This window comes from Tritonibacter sp. SIMBA_163 (genome assembly GCF_046535935.1).
Lineage (GTDB): Bacteria > Pseudomonadota > Alphaproteobacteria > Rhodobacterales > Rhodobacteraceae > Epibacterium > Epibacterium scottomollicae.
The window spans coordinates 545,803-564,013 of sequence record NZ_JAWJBP010000001.1 but is presented as its reverse complement, the minus strand read 5'-3'; the positions used below and the strand labels follow the sequence as shown (position 1 = coordinate 564,013).

Below are 18,211 nucleotides of genomic sequence, written 5' to 3'. Positions count from 1 at the left end.
CTCAGCCCCCTGCCCGCAGGCGCTTGGGCGCGGAGACGGTCAGGGCGCTGTCGGCATCGCCGGTGTTGAGCGTCCCCGCTGGCTCCACCATCACCACCACCGGCTCCGGGGTCAGGGCGCGGGGGCGATGTTCCACGCCGCGCGGCACGCAGAGAAAATCGCCCTCTCCCAGCTCCACCACGCCATCGCGGAAATCGAGGGCGATGCGCCCCCGCAGCACCAGAAACGCCTCGTCTTCCGATCCGTGGCTGTGCCAATCGAAGCGAGGGCCGAATTTGGCGACCTTGATCTGGGCGTCGTTCACATCCGCCACGATATGCGGATCGAAGACCTGTGAAATCTGCGCCTCCACGCGGTCGAGTATATTGAGTTTTTCGGGTGGCACGGGGATACTCCTTCTTGAATTCACCAACCGGCCCGCGCAGGGCCAGCCGGACGTGGTCCGCGCCGCCCCGGGACTGCTCTCCGATGACCGACACGTGCTCAGGCCCCGAAACTGCCATGCCGCGCCCATGCGGTCTTGAACGATCCTGCGCCCTCCCCGGTGCGGGCGACTGGCTGCGCGTCGCACCAAAGGTCACCGGGCTGGAGCGGATCGAGGCGCATTTCGACGGCCATGCCTATGGGCTGCACCGCCACGACAGCTACGCCATCGGCTACACACTCGACGGGGTGCAGAGCTTCCGCTATCGCGGCGCCCGCGCCGACAGTCTGGCGGGCAATGTGATCGTGATCCACCCGGACGAGCTACATGACGGCGAGGCCGGTCAGGAAGGTGGGTTTTCTTACCGGATGCTCTATCTGGAGCCCGCCCGCATCCGCGAAGCACTTGGCCCTGCCGCCCGCAGCCTGCCCTTTGCCAAGGATCCGGTGCTGACCAACCCCGCCCTTTTGCAGGCGCTGCACATGGCCTGCGCCGACATGGACCGCCCGCTGGAACCGCTGCAACAGGATCAGGTGATCGCGCTTCTGGCACAGGGGGTGCTGTCTCAGGACAAGAGCGCCGGGCGTGCCCGCCGCGCCCGTATCGACATGCGCGCGGTGGATCGCGCCCGCGACTATCTCGACGCCCATGCGACGCGGGTGGTGCCCTCCGAAGAGCTGGAACAGGTCACTCAGCTGGATCGCTACAGCCTGTCCAGACAGTTTCGCGCCGCGCTTGGCACCAGCCCCTACCGCTACCTGACCCTGCGCCGGGTGGAGCGCGCACAGCAGGCGATTCTGGCCGACATCCCCCTAGCTGAAGCCGCCGTTTTGGCTGGTTTCAGCGATCAGTCCCATATGACCCGCCAGTTCACTGCCGCCGTTGGCATGTCACCGGGCCGCTGGCGGCGCCTGTGTCGTCCAGACTAAGCGCCGCCCATCAAAAAAGCCCCGCACAACATGCGGGGCTTTGGCAGGCCATCAGGCCAGAACCCCGGCCAGGATCAGCGAATCAGTTCTGGGCCGGTGCGGGCGAGGAGAAGTTCGGGATCGTGCTGGTCGAGGCGGGCGCCGGGTCGATCTCCGGCCAGTTGCCCTCAGCCAGGGTAATGTTGCCCGGAATGTCCTCTTCCCAGAAGCCAACCACATTCTTGGTGATGTTCAGATAAAGCTTGTCGTCGATGATACGCCACAGGTTCGGGTTGCCGGGCACCTTGCCCCCCTTGGAGACGCCATAGGCGCAGTGACCATCGTATTGGGGGGCGTAATGCGCAGGGTTTTCCAGAAACATGTCGCGGTTCTCTTCGCTGGCAAAAGCAAAGGTCGCACCGTTGTAATCGGCAGTGATCTCCGCCTTGCCCGGAACCGCGGCGGGCTGCGCTTCGCCGACCGGAGCCTGCGTCAGGCTGCGATAGGCAACCACATCATAGCCGGAGGCCGCATAGCCTGTCTCATCGACGAATTGTTCGCCTGCAAACGCTGGCAGGCCAAGGGTCAGGGCTGCTACTGCAGCCAAAGCGAAACGTTTCATGCGAATTCCTCTCCTCGGGCGCCGCGGCGCACCATAAACTGAGACACCTGCAGTAAGCGCAGGATCTGAGGAGAAGATACGCGAAGCATCGTCCTTGCGAAGCCGCTCTCACGCGCCTGTGTTGGCAGACGAGCCTGCGTGAGATCGCTGTGATGATGCGGAAACGGCGCGTCGGCCTCAGCTGTTTCGGGCTCGCCCAATGCGGCCAAGATGAGTGAATTCAAACCCTTGCATCGTTTTCAGCCCATAGCCCAGCATCCGGTCAAAGCCGCAATGCGCTAACCATAGCGCGCCCAGCTCCCATCCCAGCGGCGCATGCCACAGGTGCCCCAGCGCCAATGTGACAGCGCCGAAGGCATAGACATGCACCAGATTGTAACAAACCGCGCCAAAGCGCCGACCAAACAGATACCCGAGAAAGCTCAGATCCAGCGCAAAGAACACCAGCACCGCCGCCCAGACCGGCAGCACCGTCTCCGCACCGGCATAAAGCCAGATACCAACGGCGCAGATCACCGCGCCTTCGGCCTTTTGCCAGCGGATGACGGACTGCTCCGGCACGTCCATCAGTCCAGCCTACGCACCACGATCTGGTTGCCCTCGCCGCGCCGGGTTTCCAGGATCTTCATGGTGGCGATCAGATCCGACAGCTTGCGCTTGCCGTAGCTGCGGGTGTCGAAATCCGGGCTGGCCGCGGTGATATACTGGCCGATCTGGCCCAGAGAGAACCACTCGTCCTCCTGGCTGATCGCATCCATCGCCCGCAGCACCAGCTTTTGCGGATCCTCCAGCTCTGCCGGGGCCTCGTCGTCCTGCGCCGCGGCGGTCTGTTCCGTGATCTGGTCGCTGGCAAGTTCGCTGGCCTGTTCCGGCGTGGCGCTGCTGGCATGGGCTGCCGGTTTCTGCCGCGGTCGAGAGGGTTTAGGCACCTCGTTCAGCAGGTTCTCCACATAGATGAACCGTTTGCAGGCCCGTACGAAAGCCGCCGGCGTCTTGCGCATGCCCATGCCATAGACATCCAGACCCTGTTCGCGGATGCGGCTGGCCAGGCGGGTGAAATCGCTATCCGATGAAATCAGCACAAACCCGTCGAAGCGGCCCGAATGCAGGATGTCCATCGCATCGATCACCAGCGCGATGTCGCTGGCATTCTTGCCGGTGGTATTGGCGAATTGCTGATGCGGCACAATGGCATAGGCCGCAAGCTTCTCCTTGCTCCAGCCCTGTGGGCCACCGCCGGAAAAGTCGCCATAGATGCGGCGGATGCTGGCTTCGCCAAGCGAGGCGATCTCCTCGAACATGGCCTCGGCATGTTTGGCAGAGATATTATCCGCGTCGATCAGGACCGCCAGAAGGGGTGGTTTTTCGCTATTGGACATCGGAGATCCTGTCTGTGAAAGGGCTTTGTCCATACATACCCGCATGACAGGAAATGGAAACCGGGCATGGCGCGATCCGTGGAATTCTTCGCCGTTTCAGGCCGGGAGACGTCCTTGGTGTCGGAAAATTTACCGCACCAGACCTTCCAGTCATTGGAATTTTCATTATTGTCCCCATCTGAGTTGGGACGCTGCCCCGGGACGTCTGCTTCACGACACCCCAGCATGGGTGGCTACGCTACCATAGTCTGACACGTAACATGATGAGGCCCTCCATGAGCGATACGACCTACACCCCTCCGAAGGTCTGGACCTGGGATCAAGCAAGCGGTGGCAAGTTTGCCTCCATCAACCGTCCCATCGCGGGTGCCACCCACGACAAGGAGCTGCCCGTTGGGGATCACCCGTTCCAGCTCTATTCGCTGGCCACCCCCAATGGCGTCAAAGCGACCGTGATGCTGGAAGAGCTGCTGGAACTGGGCGTGAAGGACGCCGAGTATGATGCCTGGCTGATCAACATCGGTGATGGCGATCAGTTCGGCTCCGGGTTTGTCGAAATCAACCCGAATTCCAAGATCCCGGCGCTGCACGACCGCTCTGGCGAGGCACCGGTGCGCGTGTTCGAAAGCGCATCGATCCTGATGCATCTGGCCGAGAAGTTCGGTCATTTCCTGCCCAAGGACGGCCCCGCCCGCACCGAGGTGATGAACTGGGTGTTCTGGCAGATGGGCTCTGCGCCCTATCTCGGCGGCGGCTTCGGCCATTTCTACGCCTACGCACCAGAGAAGTTCGAATACCCGATCAACCGCTTCACCATGGAAGCCAAACGCCAACTGGACGTGCTGAACCGCGAATTGGCGGGCAAGACCTATCTCGGCGGTGAAGAGTATTCGATCGCCGATATCGCGATCTGGCCCTGGTATGGTCAGCTGGTTCTGGGGCGTCTCTATGATGCGGCAGAGTTCCTAGACGTGGAAAGCTACGAGCATGTGATGCGGTGGGCCAAGGCGATCGACGCCCGCCCTGCCGTGCAACGCGGCCGCATGGTCAACCGATCCTTTGGCGAATTGTCCTCGCAATTGCGCGAACGTCATTCGGCGGAGGATTTCGCAACGCGGACCCAGGATAAGCTGGAGTCCGAAGCGGCGGAATAACTCCGACCGCCCAGAACATCTGCAAAGCCGCGCCGCATCCCGGCGCGGTTTTCTTTTTCTCCAATGAGCCTTGGTCCGTGACATATCCCAGATCGGGGAGCCCTCCCGCCCCCGCTGCAGGCGCCCTGCCCTTGGCAGAGCACCCTGGCAGGGTTGGGCCGGGCCTCCAGCCCCCATCGGGGGCTGGAGGCAGCGCCGGGCCGAAGGGCCCGGCGCCACGCCCAACGGGAGCGGATCACCCAAGTGATCCAGCGACGGGCGGGAGAGCTCCCGTCCCTGTTCTGCGCAATCGGATCGTTATTTCAAACGCGGAGGCTTGGCCGGATCTGATCCCGGCATCTGCGGCTGATAGCTTTGGGCGGCTTCCACCTTCGGCAGGTCGAACCGCAACCCCACGCGCGACAGCCGCGCCGAGATCTCCTCGCTGGCCGCAAAGAACCCCACATCCAGCGCTCCGGCCTCGATCCCCGAAAAGGTCAATGCCTCGCCGGCGGCCTTCGCCAGCGCGGCCTCGGCCCCTTCGGTTGTACCGATAAAGGCCAAGAGGTGACCGCTGCCGCCGCTCTCATAGGTCACTGCCGCAAGATAGGCGGTCTGCGCCAGACCGGCGGCAGTCGCCAGCTTGGCATCCAGCGCTGTCAGCAAAACCTCGGGCAGCCCCTTGGGCGGGCGCACCTCGGATATGGATGCCTCCACCTCGCCCGGCGCATGCGAGAGCGTCTCTGCCAGCCAACCCATCGCCGCCTCCGGGATCAGGATCGACGACGGCGCAACCTCCAGATTGACCCCCAGACCAATGCCCTGCCCGGCCAGCATCTGCGCGATCACCCGACCTGAAAGCGCGGCATAGGGCACGATCCGGTCGGCAAACTGCGCCAGACGTTCCTGGCGGTCAAACACCAGAACAAACTGCCCCTCGCCAGTATCAAACACCTGCGGGCTGATCCGCTCGCCCTCCGGCTCCTTGTCCAGCAGGATGAACAACTCGCTATCCGCAAGCCGCTCAAAAAACCGCAGACGGGCCGCGTCATCTTCCGGAGCCGCCTCCATGGCTGCGTGAGCCAGATCCAGCGGGGTCAGTTCAGTCATTATCCATCAGCTCCTTCACCCTCGCACGCAGGACCGGCAGCAGCTCTGCCTCGAACCAGGGGTTGCGTTTCAACCAAGCCGTATTGCGCCAGGACGGATGAGGCAAGGCGAAGACATCCTCCGGCAGAGATCTCCAGTCCCGCACGACCTCCGTCACGCCTTTGCGGGTGCCGAGGTGATAGCGATGCGCATGCCCGCCAACCAGAATACGCAGGCGCACCCCGTCCAATGCGTCCATCACGCTGTCGTGCCAGGTTTCACCACAGATGCGCGGTGGCGGCAGGTCGGCCTTCTTGGCGTCATAGCCGGGAAAACAGAACGCCATGGGCACGATGGCGACCCGTTCCCGGTCATAGAATTGCGCCTCGCTCAGCCCCAGCCATGCGCGCAACCGGTCGCCGGAGGGATCGGTAAATGGTTTACCACTTTCATGCACTCGCAGCCCCGGAGCCTGACCGGCGATCAAGATCCGTGCACCGCCCGCGAACCAGACCACAGGACGCGGCCGATGGGCCGTTTGCGTCGCCGCGAACCGCTCGGCACAGATGCGACATTCGGCAATCATTTGCTGCAGTTCCGAGACCCGCTTCACCCGTTTTCCTTTCGCTGAAATGCTGCGATACTGACCTGACCGTGCCACGCGCGATAACGCAATCGTTCCTGCTCTATGGCATGACATCGCTCAAATTCGACATATTTGCGCCTGAATCAACGCGTAAACCGTTAACGTTCCTGTGTTAGCACTCGCTGCACAGGCATGTGTCGGGTCGTTTCGAACGCCCGGCAGGGCATATGGTTCGCATCACGCGAATGAAAACACCGCCCGAGCGGACGAACAACAAGAATGGCGCGAATGCGCTGAGGGAACATAGCAGGGTGTATGGACACTCTGTTGATTGAGGTAAGAGACGGCAAGCCGAGCAGGTCATGTTGGAATTTGTGAACGTCAGTAAATCCTTCTGGACCGGGACCCAGCGCAAGGTGATCCTGGACAAGGTCTCCTTTCAGGTAGAGCTTGGCACCTCGCTTGGCATTCTGGCTCCGAACGGGACCGGCAAGACCACGCTGATCAACATGATGGCGGGTCTCGAAAAGCCGGACGATGGCGAAATTTACCGCGGCTGCAAGATTTCCTTTCCACTGGGGTTCATGGGCGGCGTTGTCGGACGTCTCTCGGCAATGGAAAACAGCCGCTACATCGCCCGCCTGTATGGTCTGGACCCGGATTACGTTGAATCCTATTGCCGCTGGCTGTGTGGTCTTAATGAGTATTTCGACCAGCCCCTTGGGACGTTTTCCGCCGGTATGAAGTCCCGGTTCACCTTTGCGCTGATGCTTGCCCTTGATTTCGATATATATTTGATTGACGAGGGCATGCCCAGCTCCACCGATGTGGAGTTCAATCGCAAGGCTGGCACCATTTTGCAGGAACGATTGGCAACCACGACGATTGTCATCGTCTCCCATCAGCCCAGCACGCTGGAGAAATTCGCAAACAGCGCCGCCGTGCTGTCGAACGGGCAGCTCCACATGTTTGAAACCTTGGAAGAAGCGAAACAGCTCTATGACTACGAAACCCAAGGCTAAGAGATTTCGCATCCGGCGTTCACCGTCCTCCTTCGGGGAGGCCGAGGCACGCAGCTCTGCGACCGCCCGCCCGGTAGACCCGCCACGGCAAAGCCCTGCCTCCTTTGCGGCCGCAACCGAGCCCACCGGGGCAGAGCACCAGCAGGCACAGCCGTCAGGTCCATCGCCCGCGGCACCGTCGCAACCAGCCGCAAACGCCGCGCAAACCAGTGGCGATCAGGCAGCGTCCGCAGCTGCGGGCGCGGGATCCACTGACATCGAAGAGATCAAACGCGAAGGCCTCACGGGGCGCCAACTCCGCCTGGCCCGTCGCGTGGCGCAGAAACACGATTTGCCGGCGACCTCGGATTATGACGCCGTGCGCCAGCTGCGTCAGATCGGTATTGATCCGTTCAAACGCTCGAACATGCTGGAACTGGTGGTTCCGCAGTCAAAACAGGCGTCAGTGCCCGCCCCGACATCACCGTCAGGGGCCGATGCACAGACCTTGCCGCAGACAGTCAGCCGGGAGAAAGCCGCGCCTCCCACGCCCGGACACCTCAGCCCCGCTGAGCGTCGCAACCGTGAAATCCAATCCATCCAACGTGACATTGCCCGCCGCCGTCGGCGCAAGATGGCATTGCTCGGCGCACGGGTTGGGGCCTTCGTGATGATCCCCACATTTGTCGTGGGGTTTTACTATTACAACGTCGCCACGCCGATGTACTCTTCCCATTCGGAATTTCTGGTGCTGAAGGCCGACAGCACGGGCGCTTCCGGGTTTGGCGGCCTGCTCAGCGGCACTCAGTTTGCCACCAGCCAGGACTCGATCGCCGTGCAGGCCTATCTGCAATCCAAGGAGGCGATGCGCCGTCTCGACGAAGAAGCGGGCTTTCGCGCGCATTTCACCCAGGACTGGATTGATCCGATCCAGCGGTTGGAACCTGGCGCCACCAACGACGACGCCTACACGATATACGAACGCAATGTGAAGATCGGCTATGATCCGACCGAAGGCGTGGTGCGGATGGAAGTATCCGCTGCCGAGCCTGAGGTTGCGGCGGAATTCTCAAGCCGACTGATTTCCTACGCGCAGGAGAAGGTGAACCACCTGTCCGAGCAGAAACGAGACGACCAGGTCGGCGATGCCGAGCGTGCGCTGGAACTGGCAGAACAGCAGCGCCGGGACGCGCAGGCCGAACTGGTGCGTCTGCAACAGCAGGGCGCCGTCCTTGACCCGGAAGGCGTGATCGCGTCTTTGCGCAGCCAGATCAACACGTTCGAACTGCAGCTACAGCAAAAGAAGCTGGAACTGGCCGCCTTGCAGGACAACCTGCGCCCGAACGCGGCAAAAGTCGAAGGCACTGCAGCCGATGTCAAACGGCTGGAAACCCTGATCGACAACCTGAACAAGCGGATGACGGATGCGTCGCAGGGCGAAAACTCGCTTGCCTCTCTGAGTGTCAAGATTCAGATGGCGCAGGCTGATCTCGCGACCCGCGACATGATGCTGCAATCGGCACTACAGCAGGTGGAACAGACCCGCATGGAGGCCAATCGTCAGGTGCGCTACCTCACCACCGCGGTTGAGCCGGTTCCCTCCGACAGCCCGTCCAGCCCGCGCAAGTTCGAAAATACGATTTTGGCTTTCCTGATCTTTTCCGGTATCTACCTGATGTGTGCCCTGACGGCATCCATTCTTCGGGAACAGGTATCTTCGTAAACTCATGAAAAAAATTGACATCAATGGTATCACCATTGGCAATGACTGTCCTCTGACCGTCATTGCCGGCCCCTGCCAGCTGGAAAGCGCCGATCACGCGCAGATGATTGCCGGCAAGATGAAAGAAGCCTGCGACGCCGCCGGCGCACAATTCGTCTTCAAGGCCTCGTATGACAAGGCCAACCGCACATCGCTCTCCGGCAAGCGTGGCCTCGGCATCGACGCCGGGCTACAGGTGCTCGCCGAGGTGCGCGACATGTTTGGCGTGCCGGTGCTGACAGATGTCCACACCGAAGCCCAGTGCATCGTCGCCGGTGACGTCGTCGACATCCTGCAAATCCCGGCGTTCCTGTGCCGTCAAACCGACATGCTTCTTGCCGCTGGTAACACCGGCAAGGCCGTGAACATCAAAAAGGGTCAGTTCCTGGCGCCTTGGGACATGGACAATGTGGTGTCCAAGGTCGAGAGCACCGGCAACAACAAGATCCTGCTGACAGAGCGCGGCACCTCCTTTGGCTACAATGCGCTGGTCGCCGATATGCGCGGCCTGCCCCGGATGGCGCAAACCGGATATCCCGTCGTCATGGACGCCACCCACTCGGTGCAGCAGCCCGGCGGTCAGGGCGGATCGACCGGTGGACAGCGCGAATTTGCGCCGGTGATGGCGCGTGCTGCCGTTTCTCTGGGCATTGCCGCGGTTTTCATCGAAACACATGAAGATCCGGACAACGCGCCCTCCGATGGGCCGAATATGATTTACCTGAAAGATATGCCGCAATTGATTGATACATTGATGGGGTTTGATGCGCTTGCGAAAGCGGATCCGATCCGTCTCTGAGCTCCGAGATAAAGAGTACACATATGACCAAGCCTCAGCCCGAAGTGACGCCCAACACCTGGGAGTTCCTGCGCGACGCGATGATCAAGCCCACGGGCTTTCGCGAATATGACGCGCGCTGGAAGTACCCGGAAGAGATCAACCTGCCCGGCATGACCGCACTGGGGCTTGGCCTCGGCACCCAGATGATCCGCCGGGGCATCGCACCGGTGATTGCCGTCGGCAATGATTACCGCGACTACTCCCTTGCCATCAAAAACGCACTGATGCTGGGCCTCATGCAGGCTGGCATTAAGGTCAAGGACATCGGTCCCGCCGTGTCTCCGATGGCGTATTTCGCGCAGTTCCATCTCGATGTGCCCGCGGTCGCCATGGTCACCGCCTCGCACAACCCCAACGGCTGGACCGGGGTGAAGATGGGCTTTGACCGTCCGCTCACTCATGGTCCGGACGAGATGGGCGAGCTGCGCGATATCGTGCTGCGCGGTGAAGGAGAGCGGCGCGAGGGCGGCTCTTACGAATTTATTGAGGGAGTGAAAGAGGCCTATATCGACGATCTGGTCGGCGACTTCAAAATGTCCCGTCCTCTCAAGGTCGTCTGCGCCACTGGCAACGGCACAGCATCGGCCTTTGCACCAGAGATTTTCGAGCGCATCGGCGTTGAGGTTGTGCCCAGTCACAACACCCTGAATTACACCTTCCCCCACTACAACCCCAACCCAGAAGCCCTTGAAATGCTGCATGATATGTCCGACAGCGTCAAAGCGTCGGGGGCTGATCTGGCGCTTGGGTTTGACGGCGACGGCGACCGCTGTGGCGTGGTCGATGACGAGGGTGAAGAGATCTTTGCCGACAAGGTTGGCGTGATCATGGCGCGCGATCTGTCCAAGATCTATCCAAATGCCACTTTTGTTGCAGATGTGAAATCCACAGGCCTCTATGCGTCTGATCCCGAGCTGCTGAAAAACGGCGTGAAGGCCGATTATTGGAAGACCGGCCACAGCCACATGAAGCGCCGGGTGAAGGAAATCGGCGCGCTGGCTGGCTTTGAGAAATCCGGCCATTACTTTCTCGCGGAACCGATCGGTCGCGGCTATGACTGCGGCATGCGCGTCGCGGTCGAGGTCTGCAAGATGCTGGACCGCAACCCCGACATGAAGATGTCCGACCTGCGCAAGGCGCTGCCAAAGACCTGGGCGACGCCCACCATGTCCCCCTACGCCTCTGACACCGAAAAATACGACATACTCGCACGTCTGGTCGACAAGCTGGTCGCCAAACACGCCGCCGGAGAGAAAGTTGCCGGCCGCGCCATTCAGGATGTGGTCACGGTGAATGGCGCGCGGGTGATCCTCGACAATGGCTCCTGGGGTCTGGTGCGCGCCTCATCGAACACGCCTAATCTGGTGGTGGTCTGCGAAAGCTCTGAGAGCGAAGCCGAGATGCGCGCAATCTTTGCCGATATCGACGATGTCATCCGCACCGAACCGGGCGTTGGCGATTACGACCAAACCATCTGAGCACGCCCTCAGCGACAAAGACCAAAGAGGCCGCGCCTTCCTTTCCGAAGACGCGGCCTTTCTCATGTCAGGTCGCCAACCAGCGCGACGGCACCCTTCAGCTTTTCTCAAATACCTCGGGGTCCGGGGCAGCGCCCCAGTCCGTCCTCGCCTCAGTCGCCGCCGAGGAACTTCAGCAACTGCTTGCGTGCTTCTTCCTCAACGCGGCGTTTCAGCGCGTCATTGACGTCTTGTTCAGTTTCGACCGGCACGCCCAGCTCTTCGCTCAACTTGTCACGCACCGCCTGTTTGGCCTTTTCCTCAGCCTCATCCAGCTTCGGCTGCACCAGCTTGCTCAGATCCGGCTTGATCTCCGGATCGAACCAGGAGCCACGAATCCGCACCGGCACGGATATGCCCGACGACGTGTCGCTGGCGAATGCCGTAGGGGTGAAGGTGTAATCCAGATCCTGCGCGCCAAGCCCCACACGGCCCTCACCTTCGGCCTTCAGCACCTTGAGCGCAGCCCGCAGATCATCATTGCGCAGGGTGCCATCTTCCATCGCGAAACTGGCCGTCAGCCCCTCAAAGATGGTGGAACCGCCATTGCCCCCGTCCGGGTCCATGATCGCCTGCAGGTCAAAGCCGGTGAAAAACCCTTTGCCAAGCTCCACGTTGCCCTTGCCATCCAGCGAGCTCATGATCTGGTCCATCGAATTGCCAACACCGAGGAAATCCAGCGCCCCGGATGCCTCGCCGTGCAGCTTGTCATATCCCGCCAGCTGGCCCAGCGCCTCCTGCATCTGCACCTCGGCAAAGCTCAGCCGCCCGGCGACCGACAGGCCGTTGCGGTTGTTGGCAATCAACTCCCCCTGCACCGCACCGCCAAAGGCCTGCACCGGCAGCAACGACAGCACCGCACGCGCGCGCTCAACCGCCACCGTCAGCCGGCTTGGTCCAAGCGTCAGCGAGGAGGTTTTCAGCCCCTGCACATCCAGCGAGATCTGTCCGTCCAACAGCGCGAGGGCCGAGGCATCAATCGGCTCTGTCGACCAGCCCCGCGCCGCAGCGCCGCCCGTCCCTGCACCCCCGGCGGAGGGCGCAGGTGCAGCATCCAGTGCACTTAGGTCGAGGACATCGCCCTTCAACGCCGCCGTCAGCTGCAGCGGCGAGGCGCTTGTGTTCACATCAGCCTCCCCCGTCACCGTGTTCTGATCCAGCGACAGGCTCAGGTCACGCAGCGCGATGCGGCCGTCCGGTGTGTAGGTGGTGTCGGCAGCAAATTCGACCGTCCGGCCCAGCCCCTGCGGGATCTCTGCCGGTGCAAGTCCCAACGCCGCCATCAACGCGCCGGTGTCCTCGCTGGCGCCCGTCACACGTCCATCAAATGCGCCGGTCAGATCCGCCCGCCCATCCAGCCGCGCCTTGCTGGCCTGTGTCGTCACCGTCGCCCCGACCGAGGCCACCTGCCCCAGCAGGAATTGCTTGAAGCTTCCCACTTCCCCCTGAACCCGCACCGGTTTTCCCGATGGGCGCACTGTCAGATCTATCGTCGCGGTGCCGTTGGGATCAGGCCACAGCAGGTTCAGGTCCACCTGGCTCATCTCGATCACGTCCTGACCATGCGGCGCATAGCGCAGCGAAGCCCCGTTCAGCGTCACCGCCTCGATCGCAAAGGAGGCGCTCTCACCCGCTGCGCCCGCTTCGGCCTGTGCGCTCTCAAACACCCAGTTGCCCGTCCCGTCCTCGCGGGTTTCCAGGTTGAGATGCGGCACGATCGCCGTCAGCTCGGTGATGCGCACATCGCCCCGGATCAGATCCGCCGCATCCACGCCGATCACCAGCCGCCCGGCGGTCAGCATCGGCTCCGGCCCCGCCCAATCCGCATTGGCAAGCGCCACGGTGTCGGCCTGAATGCCCAGCGTCGGCCAGAGCGAGAATCGCACGTCACCGCCAAACACCACCTGCCGACCGGTCTGCTTTTCGATCTGCTGGCCCACCAGCTCCGCCAGCTTCTGCCCCGGAATAAACGCCAGAATGGCAAAGGCCGCAGCGACGGTCAGAACAAGGGCGGTAAGAAGACGAAGGATCAGGCGCATGGCTCGTGGCCCCTTTTTGGGAATTCAGCAGATGTCTGGCCCAAGTTCAGGGCTTTGCACCAGATTACAACCCTCACCCGCGGGATCAATCCGGCCGTGTCCTCAAAACCATGGCTCAGCGCAGCCGGAACCGCTGGCGCAGCCCCAGACCGAGGAAAAACAGCAGCGGCAGTGAAGACACGGTTTGCAGGCCGCATAGCACCTGCGCGCCGCGCGGAAGGGCTGCAAGCACATCCCCCAGAAATACCCGGCCAAAGCCAAACAGCGGAAAGAGGTTGGAAAAGCTGAGCGCCGCCGCCGTGCCAAGATCGCTCTGAGTGAGTACGGATGCCGCGCCAGGAAAGGAGAACACCGCCCAAAGCACCGCGACCCCAACGAACCAGACGCCCACCAGCCACCACAGGGGCCGCTGGATCGAATACCCAAAGTCGGACAGCCAGCCAAACAACAGATAAGGCAGCCGAGCGCCGAGGCTCCACCCTTCACTGGGCAGCCCGGCAAAATACATTTCCCAGCGAAAGAAGAAATGCGCCTCCTCCGGCAGCCCTTGCTGGGTCAGCACATGCCGGATGGTGGCGCAGCTTTCACGCGCACTGACCGGGTCCTGTTTGGTTTTCTGAGGCCAGTAGGTCTGCCCCTCAAGGTCTTCATCTTCGGAAATTTCATCCGAAGTCGGCAGCATCCGCGCGGTAAAACTGGTCTTGTCATGCAGCACCGCGCCCGAGAAATCCGGATAGCCATCACAGAACAGCGCCTGACGGAAGGAGGTTGGTTTTTCAAACAGACAGTCACTGAAATCCGGGATGCAGGGTTCTTCAGTAGAACTCCCAAAACGGGTTCCTGTGAAATAGGCAAAGCCGCTGAAACTGGCGGCGTCGAACCGAGCGGCCTGCGTAAAGGTGGCAGCGTCGAACCGAGCGGCCTGCTTAAATGTGGCAGAGATGAACCAAGCCTGTTGCGTGAAGGTGGCGGAAGTAAACCAAGCGCCCTGCGTGAAGGTGGCGACGGAGAACCAAACGCTCTTCGTGAAGGTGGCGGCGTCGAACCAAGCGCCCTGAGTGAAGCGGACCGAGGCGAACCAAGCGTTCCGCGCGAAGCTCGCGGACGAGAACTGAGCATGTGATGCAAAAACAGCCTTCTCCAAAACAACTGTATTGGAGAAGGCTGTTTTTGACAGCTCTATAGGGCCTTCGGGAGCGGGGAGATCTGGTACGTCGTCGACCTTTGGATTGCGGCGCTGATACTCCGCTACGAACCGTGCCTTGATCTCCTCTGCCAGTCCGTCCCAGGCCTCTAGCTCTGACATATCGATTTCAGAACTCTTCGCCGCCGCTTCGCGCTCCTCAGCACTCAGCGCGTGTCCCGACCAGGCATTCCACGCCCGGCGGTTCTTTTCGTGCAATACCCGATCAATCAACTCCCCTTTCTGCTCATCATGAAGCGTCATCAGGATGTACCAGGGGTTTTCATTGGCCGGGCGCAGGCCCTCTGGGGTCTCTGGTGGGCGCGTGTCGGCGGAATCGGGCATCAAAGCCTCACGTCATTGCAAATCAACTGCCCGGAGCCTAGCGCAGCTTTTGTGTTCCGTGAAAGGCAGATGGCCGCCCCGCCCCGTCAATCAGGGGCACATTGCGCGCAAACCCCCTATTCCCTTGACCGCGCGCGCGGTCTATAGGACGGCCATGACCAGCAATCCGCCAGATCTCCGCCCCGACCTCGCGCCGAAACCCTCCTTTGGCGCTGCCCCCCGCAAGGACCAGCCGAGCCTCGGCATGGTCTCCCTCGGCTGCCCCAAGGCGCTGGTGGACAGCGAACGCATCCTGACGCGGCTGCGCGCCGAGGGCTATGGCATCTCCGCCGATTACGCCGGCGCCGATGCGGTGATCGTCAACACCTGCGGCTTTCTCGACAGCGCCAAGGCCGAGAGCCTGGAGGCCATTGGCGAGGCGCTGAAGGAAAACGGCAAGGTCATCGTCACCGGCTGTCTGGGGGCCGAACCCGATTACATCCGCGAACACCACCCGCGCATCCTCGCCGTCACCGGCCCGCATCAATACGAACAGGTGCTGGATGCGGTGCATGCCGCCGTGCCGCCCAGCCCGGATCCGTTTGTGGACCTGCTGCCCGCCACTGGCGTCAGCCTCACGCCGCGGCATTTCAGCTATCTGAAGATCTCAGAGGGCTGCAATCACAAGTGCAAGTTCTGCATCATTCCGGACATGCGCGGCAAGCTGGCCTCGCGTCCCGGTCATGCGGTGCTGCGCGAGGCGGAAAAGCTGGTGGGCGCCGGCGTGCGCGAACTCTTGGTGATCTCTCAGGACACCTCCGCCTATGGTCTGGATCGCAAATATGACGTGAACCCGTGGAAAGAGGGCGAGATCCGCAGCCATATCACCGACCTCACCCGCGCCTTGGGCGAACTCGCCCCCGCAGATGAGCTGTGGGTGCGGCTGCATTACGTCTACCCCTACCCGCATGTGCGCGAGCTGATCCCGCTGATGGCCGATCCCGCCAATGCGGTGCTGCCCTATCTCGACATCCCCTTCCAGCACGCCCACCCGGATGTGCTGCGCCGCATGGCCCGCCCGGCCGCTGGTGCCAAGACGCTGGACGAGATCCGCGCCTGGCGCGATATCTGCCCCGAGATCACCCTGCGCTCGACCTTCATCATCGGCTACCCTGGCGAGACGGAAGCGGAATTCCAGCATCTTCTGGACTGGATGGACGAGGCGCAGCTGGATCGGGTGGGCTGCTTCAAATACGAAAACGTCGATGGTGCGCGTTCAAACGCGCTGCCGGATCACGTGCCCGAGGAGCTGAAGCAGGAGCGCTGGGAGCGGTTCATGCAGAAGGCGCAGGCGATTTCCGAGGCGAAACTGGCCGCCAAGGTGGGTCAGACCATGCAGGTCATCGTGGATGAGATTGACGCGGACGGCATCGCCACCTGCCGCACCAAGGCCGACGCGCCAGAGATCGACGGCAACCTGTTCATCGACGAGGGCACCGATGCGCTGAACGTTGGCGATCTGGTGACGGTCGAGGTGGACGAGGCCGGGGAGTATGATCTTTGGGGCGCGCTGCGCTAACCTCACAAGGCCTCACGTCCGGCCGAAATGCCGGACAACCCCCGAGATAAAGCAAAAATAATTACTTCAGAGTATTTCTCCAAACTCCAAAACTTGATCCCTAAGCTTGTACCCTTTTGAGGTGAGGATGTAATTTTTCTCTCCAGCTCGCAAAATTTCATTTACGATTTGCTCACCAAGAAACCTACGAAGAGCCTCGCCAATCTCCACCTCCAGCCGCATTAATGTTTCAAAGATTTTTCTATCTTCGCTTGAAAGACTCTTTAAAACCATATCTGCAATTTCCGACCTCGACAAACTCTCCGTCGCCTCCGCAAGAATGTGCAAAACATAACGTCCAGACACGTGCACCGCATCACTTTCAAGCACCCATGCAGATGCATCTGTTGAATTAACTCTTCTACTGTCGAGAATTTCTTTTTCCGTGGCCTCGTTAGTTTCGGAAGCGCGTTGCAACCGCTCCCCACGTTTAATGATTTCCACCTCTTGCCTCTCTTCTAGTTCGGCACGCGCCCTTTCAAAATCTGCTTTGTTTTTCAGCCTCTCTGCTGCGACATGAAGGCTATGTCCTTCTCTCCGCGTTACTTCGCTTTGGTCAATCTTGTAGATTAGAAACTTTGGAAATTTTGCAAACCATGCACCTATCAACGACAGGAATTGCCAAGCAATTCCGATGCTAAAACCTACTGACACTGGATATATCAAAGAGTGGTGCAAATCGCTATACTTCTCAACCAGCAAGATCCTAACAAACACAGAATAGTCAGAGAAAAAAATTACAAGAACAGACCTCCAATTCCAAATCAACAGACTCAAGAGAATACTGAAAGCTAACGGAGAACGAACTCGTTCAAGCGCGCCCGAATACACTTGCTTAAAAAACTCTATCATTCGCCTACTTTAATTAGCACACAATCCAAAGAATACTCTAACTTTTCTAGCTGATAATACCAAGAGAAAACGCCGCCCTTCCGATCCGGAAGAGCGGCGCTTTTCGTTGTTCAGTTTGTGTTGTATTCTGAGTGAAGACTTCGGTCCTGCTTGCTGCTTCGCCCCGGCCCGGACCCTACTCCGCTGCCACCGCGTGCTCTTCCTTCAGATAGGCGAGCAGATCGGCGTTGCGGCAATAATCCGGCGTGCGCTCGATCTCGCCCTCAAGGCTCGCCAGCTTGCGATCACAGACCTGCGGGCAGGCGCAGCGGGTGCAGCGCAGCACCGCCTCGGCGATTTCCTCGAACTGCAGGGTACCGCTGACCGCCTCTTCCTCAAGGTCCAGCCCCATGGCCTTGCCCATACGGTCAAAGAGGGCCGCGTGTGTCTTCAGCTGTTCCGGGTCGGTCATGATACGCGCTCCTGATCCTGTTCACGCGGATCACTCTGCCAGCGCGCAAAGGCGGACGCCTTGATGCAGGTCAAATAGACCTATGGCCACCGCCCCCGCTCAGCGGGCTTCCAGATAGGCGCGCACCGCGTCCTGCACCCGGCGGAACCGATCACCGCCCAGCTTCTTGCCGCCATACCAGCGGGTGACGATGATGACGTGATCCGACAGCCCCTCGCGCTCCATCATCCGCAGGATCACCATGCCGGCGCCGCTCTCGCCATCGTCGGCCTTGAGGCCGCCGGTGGGCAGCATTGCCGCCCAGGTGTTGTGGGTGGCCTTGGCATAAGCGCGCTCTGCCTTTAGCGCCGCCAGCACCGCATCCACATCCGCGCGACTGCCCACCGGGGCACCGGTGACCGCATATTTCGAGCCCCGATCCGTCAGCACCACGCCAAGTTTCGTCAACGCCACGGGCGCAGCGTCCGGGTTCTTCGTCATCA

The 18,211-nt window shown here is 61.1% G+C and carries 18 protein-coding genes; 7 read left to right on the top strand and 11 right to left on the bottom strand.

Annotated elements, in window-relative coordinates:
* Position 1: 1 nt before the first annotated feature.
* A complete protein-coding gene (locus R0J92_RS02595; RefSeq protein WP_411050616.1) occupies positions 2–385 on the bottom strand; it encodes a cupin domain-containing protein in 384 nt (127 codons plus the stop codon).
* A gap of 116 nt (positions 386–501) precedes the next feature.
* On the opposite strand from R0J92_RS02595, the gene R0J92_RS02590 reads away from it, so the two are divergent.
* Entirely contained in the window at positions 502–1,353 is an 852-nt protein-coding gene (locus tag R0J92_RS02590; RefSeq protein WP_411050615.1) for an AraC family transcriptional regulator, read from the top strand.
* An 82-nt stretch (positions 1,354–1,435) separates the two neighbouring features.
* On the opposite strand, the gene R0J92_RS02585 is transcribed toward R0J92_RS02590, so the two are convergent.
* From R0J92_RS02585 to R0J92_RS02575, 3 genes are all read right to left on the bottom strand, one after another.
* A complete protein-coding gene (locus R0J92_RS02585) occupies positions 1,436–1,954 on the bottom strand; it encodes a YHS domain-containing (seleno)protein (RefSeq protein ID WP_106162968.1) in 519 nt (172 codons plus the stop codon).
* A gap of 177 nt (positions 1,955–2,131) precedes the next feature.
* Positions 2,132–2,521, bottom strand: a complete 390-nt coding sequence (locus tag R0J92_RS02580) for a DUF4260 domain-containing protein (protein WP_106162969.1) — start codon at positions 2,519–2,521, stop codon at positions 2,132–2,134.
* Positions 2,521–3,333, bottom strand: a complete 813-nt coding sequence (locus R0J92_RS02575) for an NYN domain-containing protein (RefSeq protein ID WP_106162970.1) — start codon at positions 3,331–3,333, stop codon at positions 2,521–2,523. The genes R0J92_RS02580 and R0J92_RS02575 overlap by 1 nt, the downstream gene beginning before the upstream one ends.
* 275 nt (positions 3,334–3,608) lie before the next feature.
* Here R0J92_RS02575 and yghU point away from each other — a divergent pair, with 275 nt between their 5' ends.
* The gene (gene yghU / locus R0J92_RS02570) at positions 3,609–4,487 is read left to right on the top strand and encodes a glutathione-dependent disulfide-bond oxidoreductase (RefSeq protein ID WP_106162971.1); all 879 of its coding nucleotides are present in this window, start codon (positions 3,609–3,611) and stop codon (positions 4,485–4,487) included.
* A 297-nt stretch (positions 4,488–4,784) separates the two neighbouring features.
* Here yghU and R0J92_RS02565 read toward each other — a convergent pair whose 3' ends face one another.
* Together R0J92_RS02565 and R0J92_RS02560 are read right to left on the bottom strand one after the other, a co-directional pair.
* Positions 4,785–5,576, bottom strand: coding sequence for an SseB family protein (locus R0J92_RS02565; RefSeq protein ID WP_411050614.1), 792 nt, complete (start codon positions 5,574–5,576; stop codon positions 4,785–4,787).
* The gene (locus R0J92_RS02560) at positions 5,569–6,141 is read right to left on the bottom strand and encodes a uracil-DNA glycosylase family protein (RefSeq protein ID WP_411050788.1); all 573 of its coding nucleotides are present in this window, start codon (positions 6,139–6,141) and stop codon (positions 5,569–5,571) included. The genes R0J92_RS02565 and R0J92_RS02560 overlap by 8 nt, the downstream gene beginning before the upstream one ends.
* 362 nt (positions 6,142–6,503) lie before the next feature.
* Here R0J92_RS02560 and R0J92_RS02555 point away from each other — a divergent pair, with 362 nt between their 5' ends.
* The 4 genes from R0J92_RS02555 to R0J92_RS02540 are packed head-to-tail and all read left to right on the top strand — an operon-like array spanning position 6,504 to position 11,223.
* A complete protein-coding gene (locus tag R0J92_RS02555) occupies positions 6,504–7,163 on the top strand; it encodes an ABC transporter ATP-binding protein (RefSeq protein WP_106162973.1) in 660 nt (219 codons plus the stop codon).
* A complete protein-coding gene (locus tag R0J92_RS02550; RefSeq protein ID WP_411050613.1) occupies positions 7,141–8,865 on the top strand; it encodes a capsule biosynthesis protein in 1,725 nt (574 codons plus the stop codon). The genes R0J92_RS02555 and R0J92_RS02550 overlap by 23 nt, the downstream gene beginning before the upstream one ends.
* Before the next feature lie 4 nt (positions 8,866–8,869).
* Complete coding sequence (kdsA, locus tag R0J92_RS02545; RefSeq protein ID WP_411050612.1) at positions 8,870–9,703, top strand: 3-deoxy-8-phosphooctulonate synthase; 834 nt, start codon at positions 8,870–8,872, stop codon at positions 9,701–9,703.
* A 23-nt stretch (positions 9,704–9,726) separates the two neighbouring features.
* A complete protein-coding gene (locus R0J92_RS02540) occupies positions 9,727–11,223 on the top strand; it encodes a phosphomannomutase/phosphoglucomutase (RefSeq protein ID WP_411050611.1) in 1,497 nt (498 codons plus the stop codon).
* Between the two features lie 152 nt (positions 11,224–11,375).
* Here the strand turns inward: R0J92_RS02540 and R0J92_RS02535 are convergent, their stop codons facing one another.
* Together R0J92_RS02535 and R0J92_RS02530 are read right to left on the bottom strand one after the other, a co-directional pair.
* Positions 11,376–13,301, bottom strand: coding sequence for an AsmA family protein (locus R0J92_RS02535; RefSeq protein ID WP_411050610.1), 1,926 nt, complete (start codon positions 13,299–13,301; stop codon positions 11,376–11,378).
* A gap of 115 nt (positions 13,302–13,416) precedes the next feature.
* Positions 13,417–14,829, bottom strand: a complete 1,413-nt coding sequence (locus tag R0J92_RS02530; RefSeq protein ID WP_411050609.1) for a pentapeptide repeat-containing protein — start codon at positions 14,827–14,829, stop codon at positions 13,417–13,419.
* 154 nt (positions 14,830–14,983) lie between these two features.
* On the opposite strand from R0J92_RS02530, the gene rimO reads away from it, so the two are divergent.
* Positions 14,984–16,387 (top strand): 30S ribosomal protein S12 methylthiotransferase RimO, encoded by a 1,404-nt coding sequence (rimO, locus tag R0J92_RS02525; protein WP_411050608.1) that lies wholly within the window; start codon positions 14,984–14,986, stop codon positions 16,385–16,387.
* 66 nt (positions 16,388–16,453) lie between these two features.
* Here the strand turns inward: rimO and R0J92_RS02520 are convergent, their stop codons facing one another.
* The 3 genes from R0J92_RS02520 to R0J92_RS02510 all read right to left on the bottom strand — a co-directional run bounded on the left by R0J92_RS02520 (position 16,454) and on the right by R0J92_RS02510 (position 18,209).
* On the bottom strand, positions 16,454–17,278 hold the full coding sequence (locus tag R0J92_RS02520) for a hypothetical protein (protein WP_411050607.1): 825 nt from the start codon (positions 17,276–17,278) through the stop codon (positions 16,454–16,456).
* Positions 17,279–17,453: 175 nt separating this feature from the next.
* Positions 17,454–17,729 (bottom strand): DUF6455 family protein, encoded by a 276-nt coding sequence (locus R0J92_RS02515; RefSeq protein ID WP_317386698.1) that lies wholly within the window; start codon positions 17,727–17,729, stop codon positions 17,454–17,456.
* 99 nt (positions 17,730–17,828) lie between these two features.
* Positions 17,829–18,209 (bottom strand): YigZ family protein, encoded by a 381-nt coding sequence (locus R0J92_RS02510; RefSeq protein ID WP_106163119.1) that lies wholly within the window; start codon positions 18,207–18,209, stop codon positions 17,829–17,831.
* Positions 18,210–18,211: the final 2 nt, after the last annotated feature.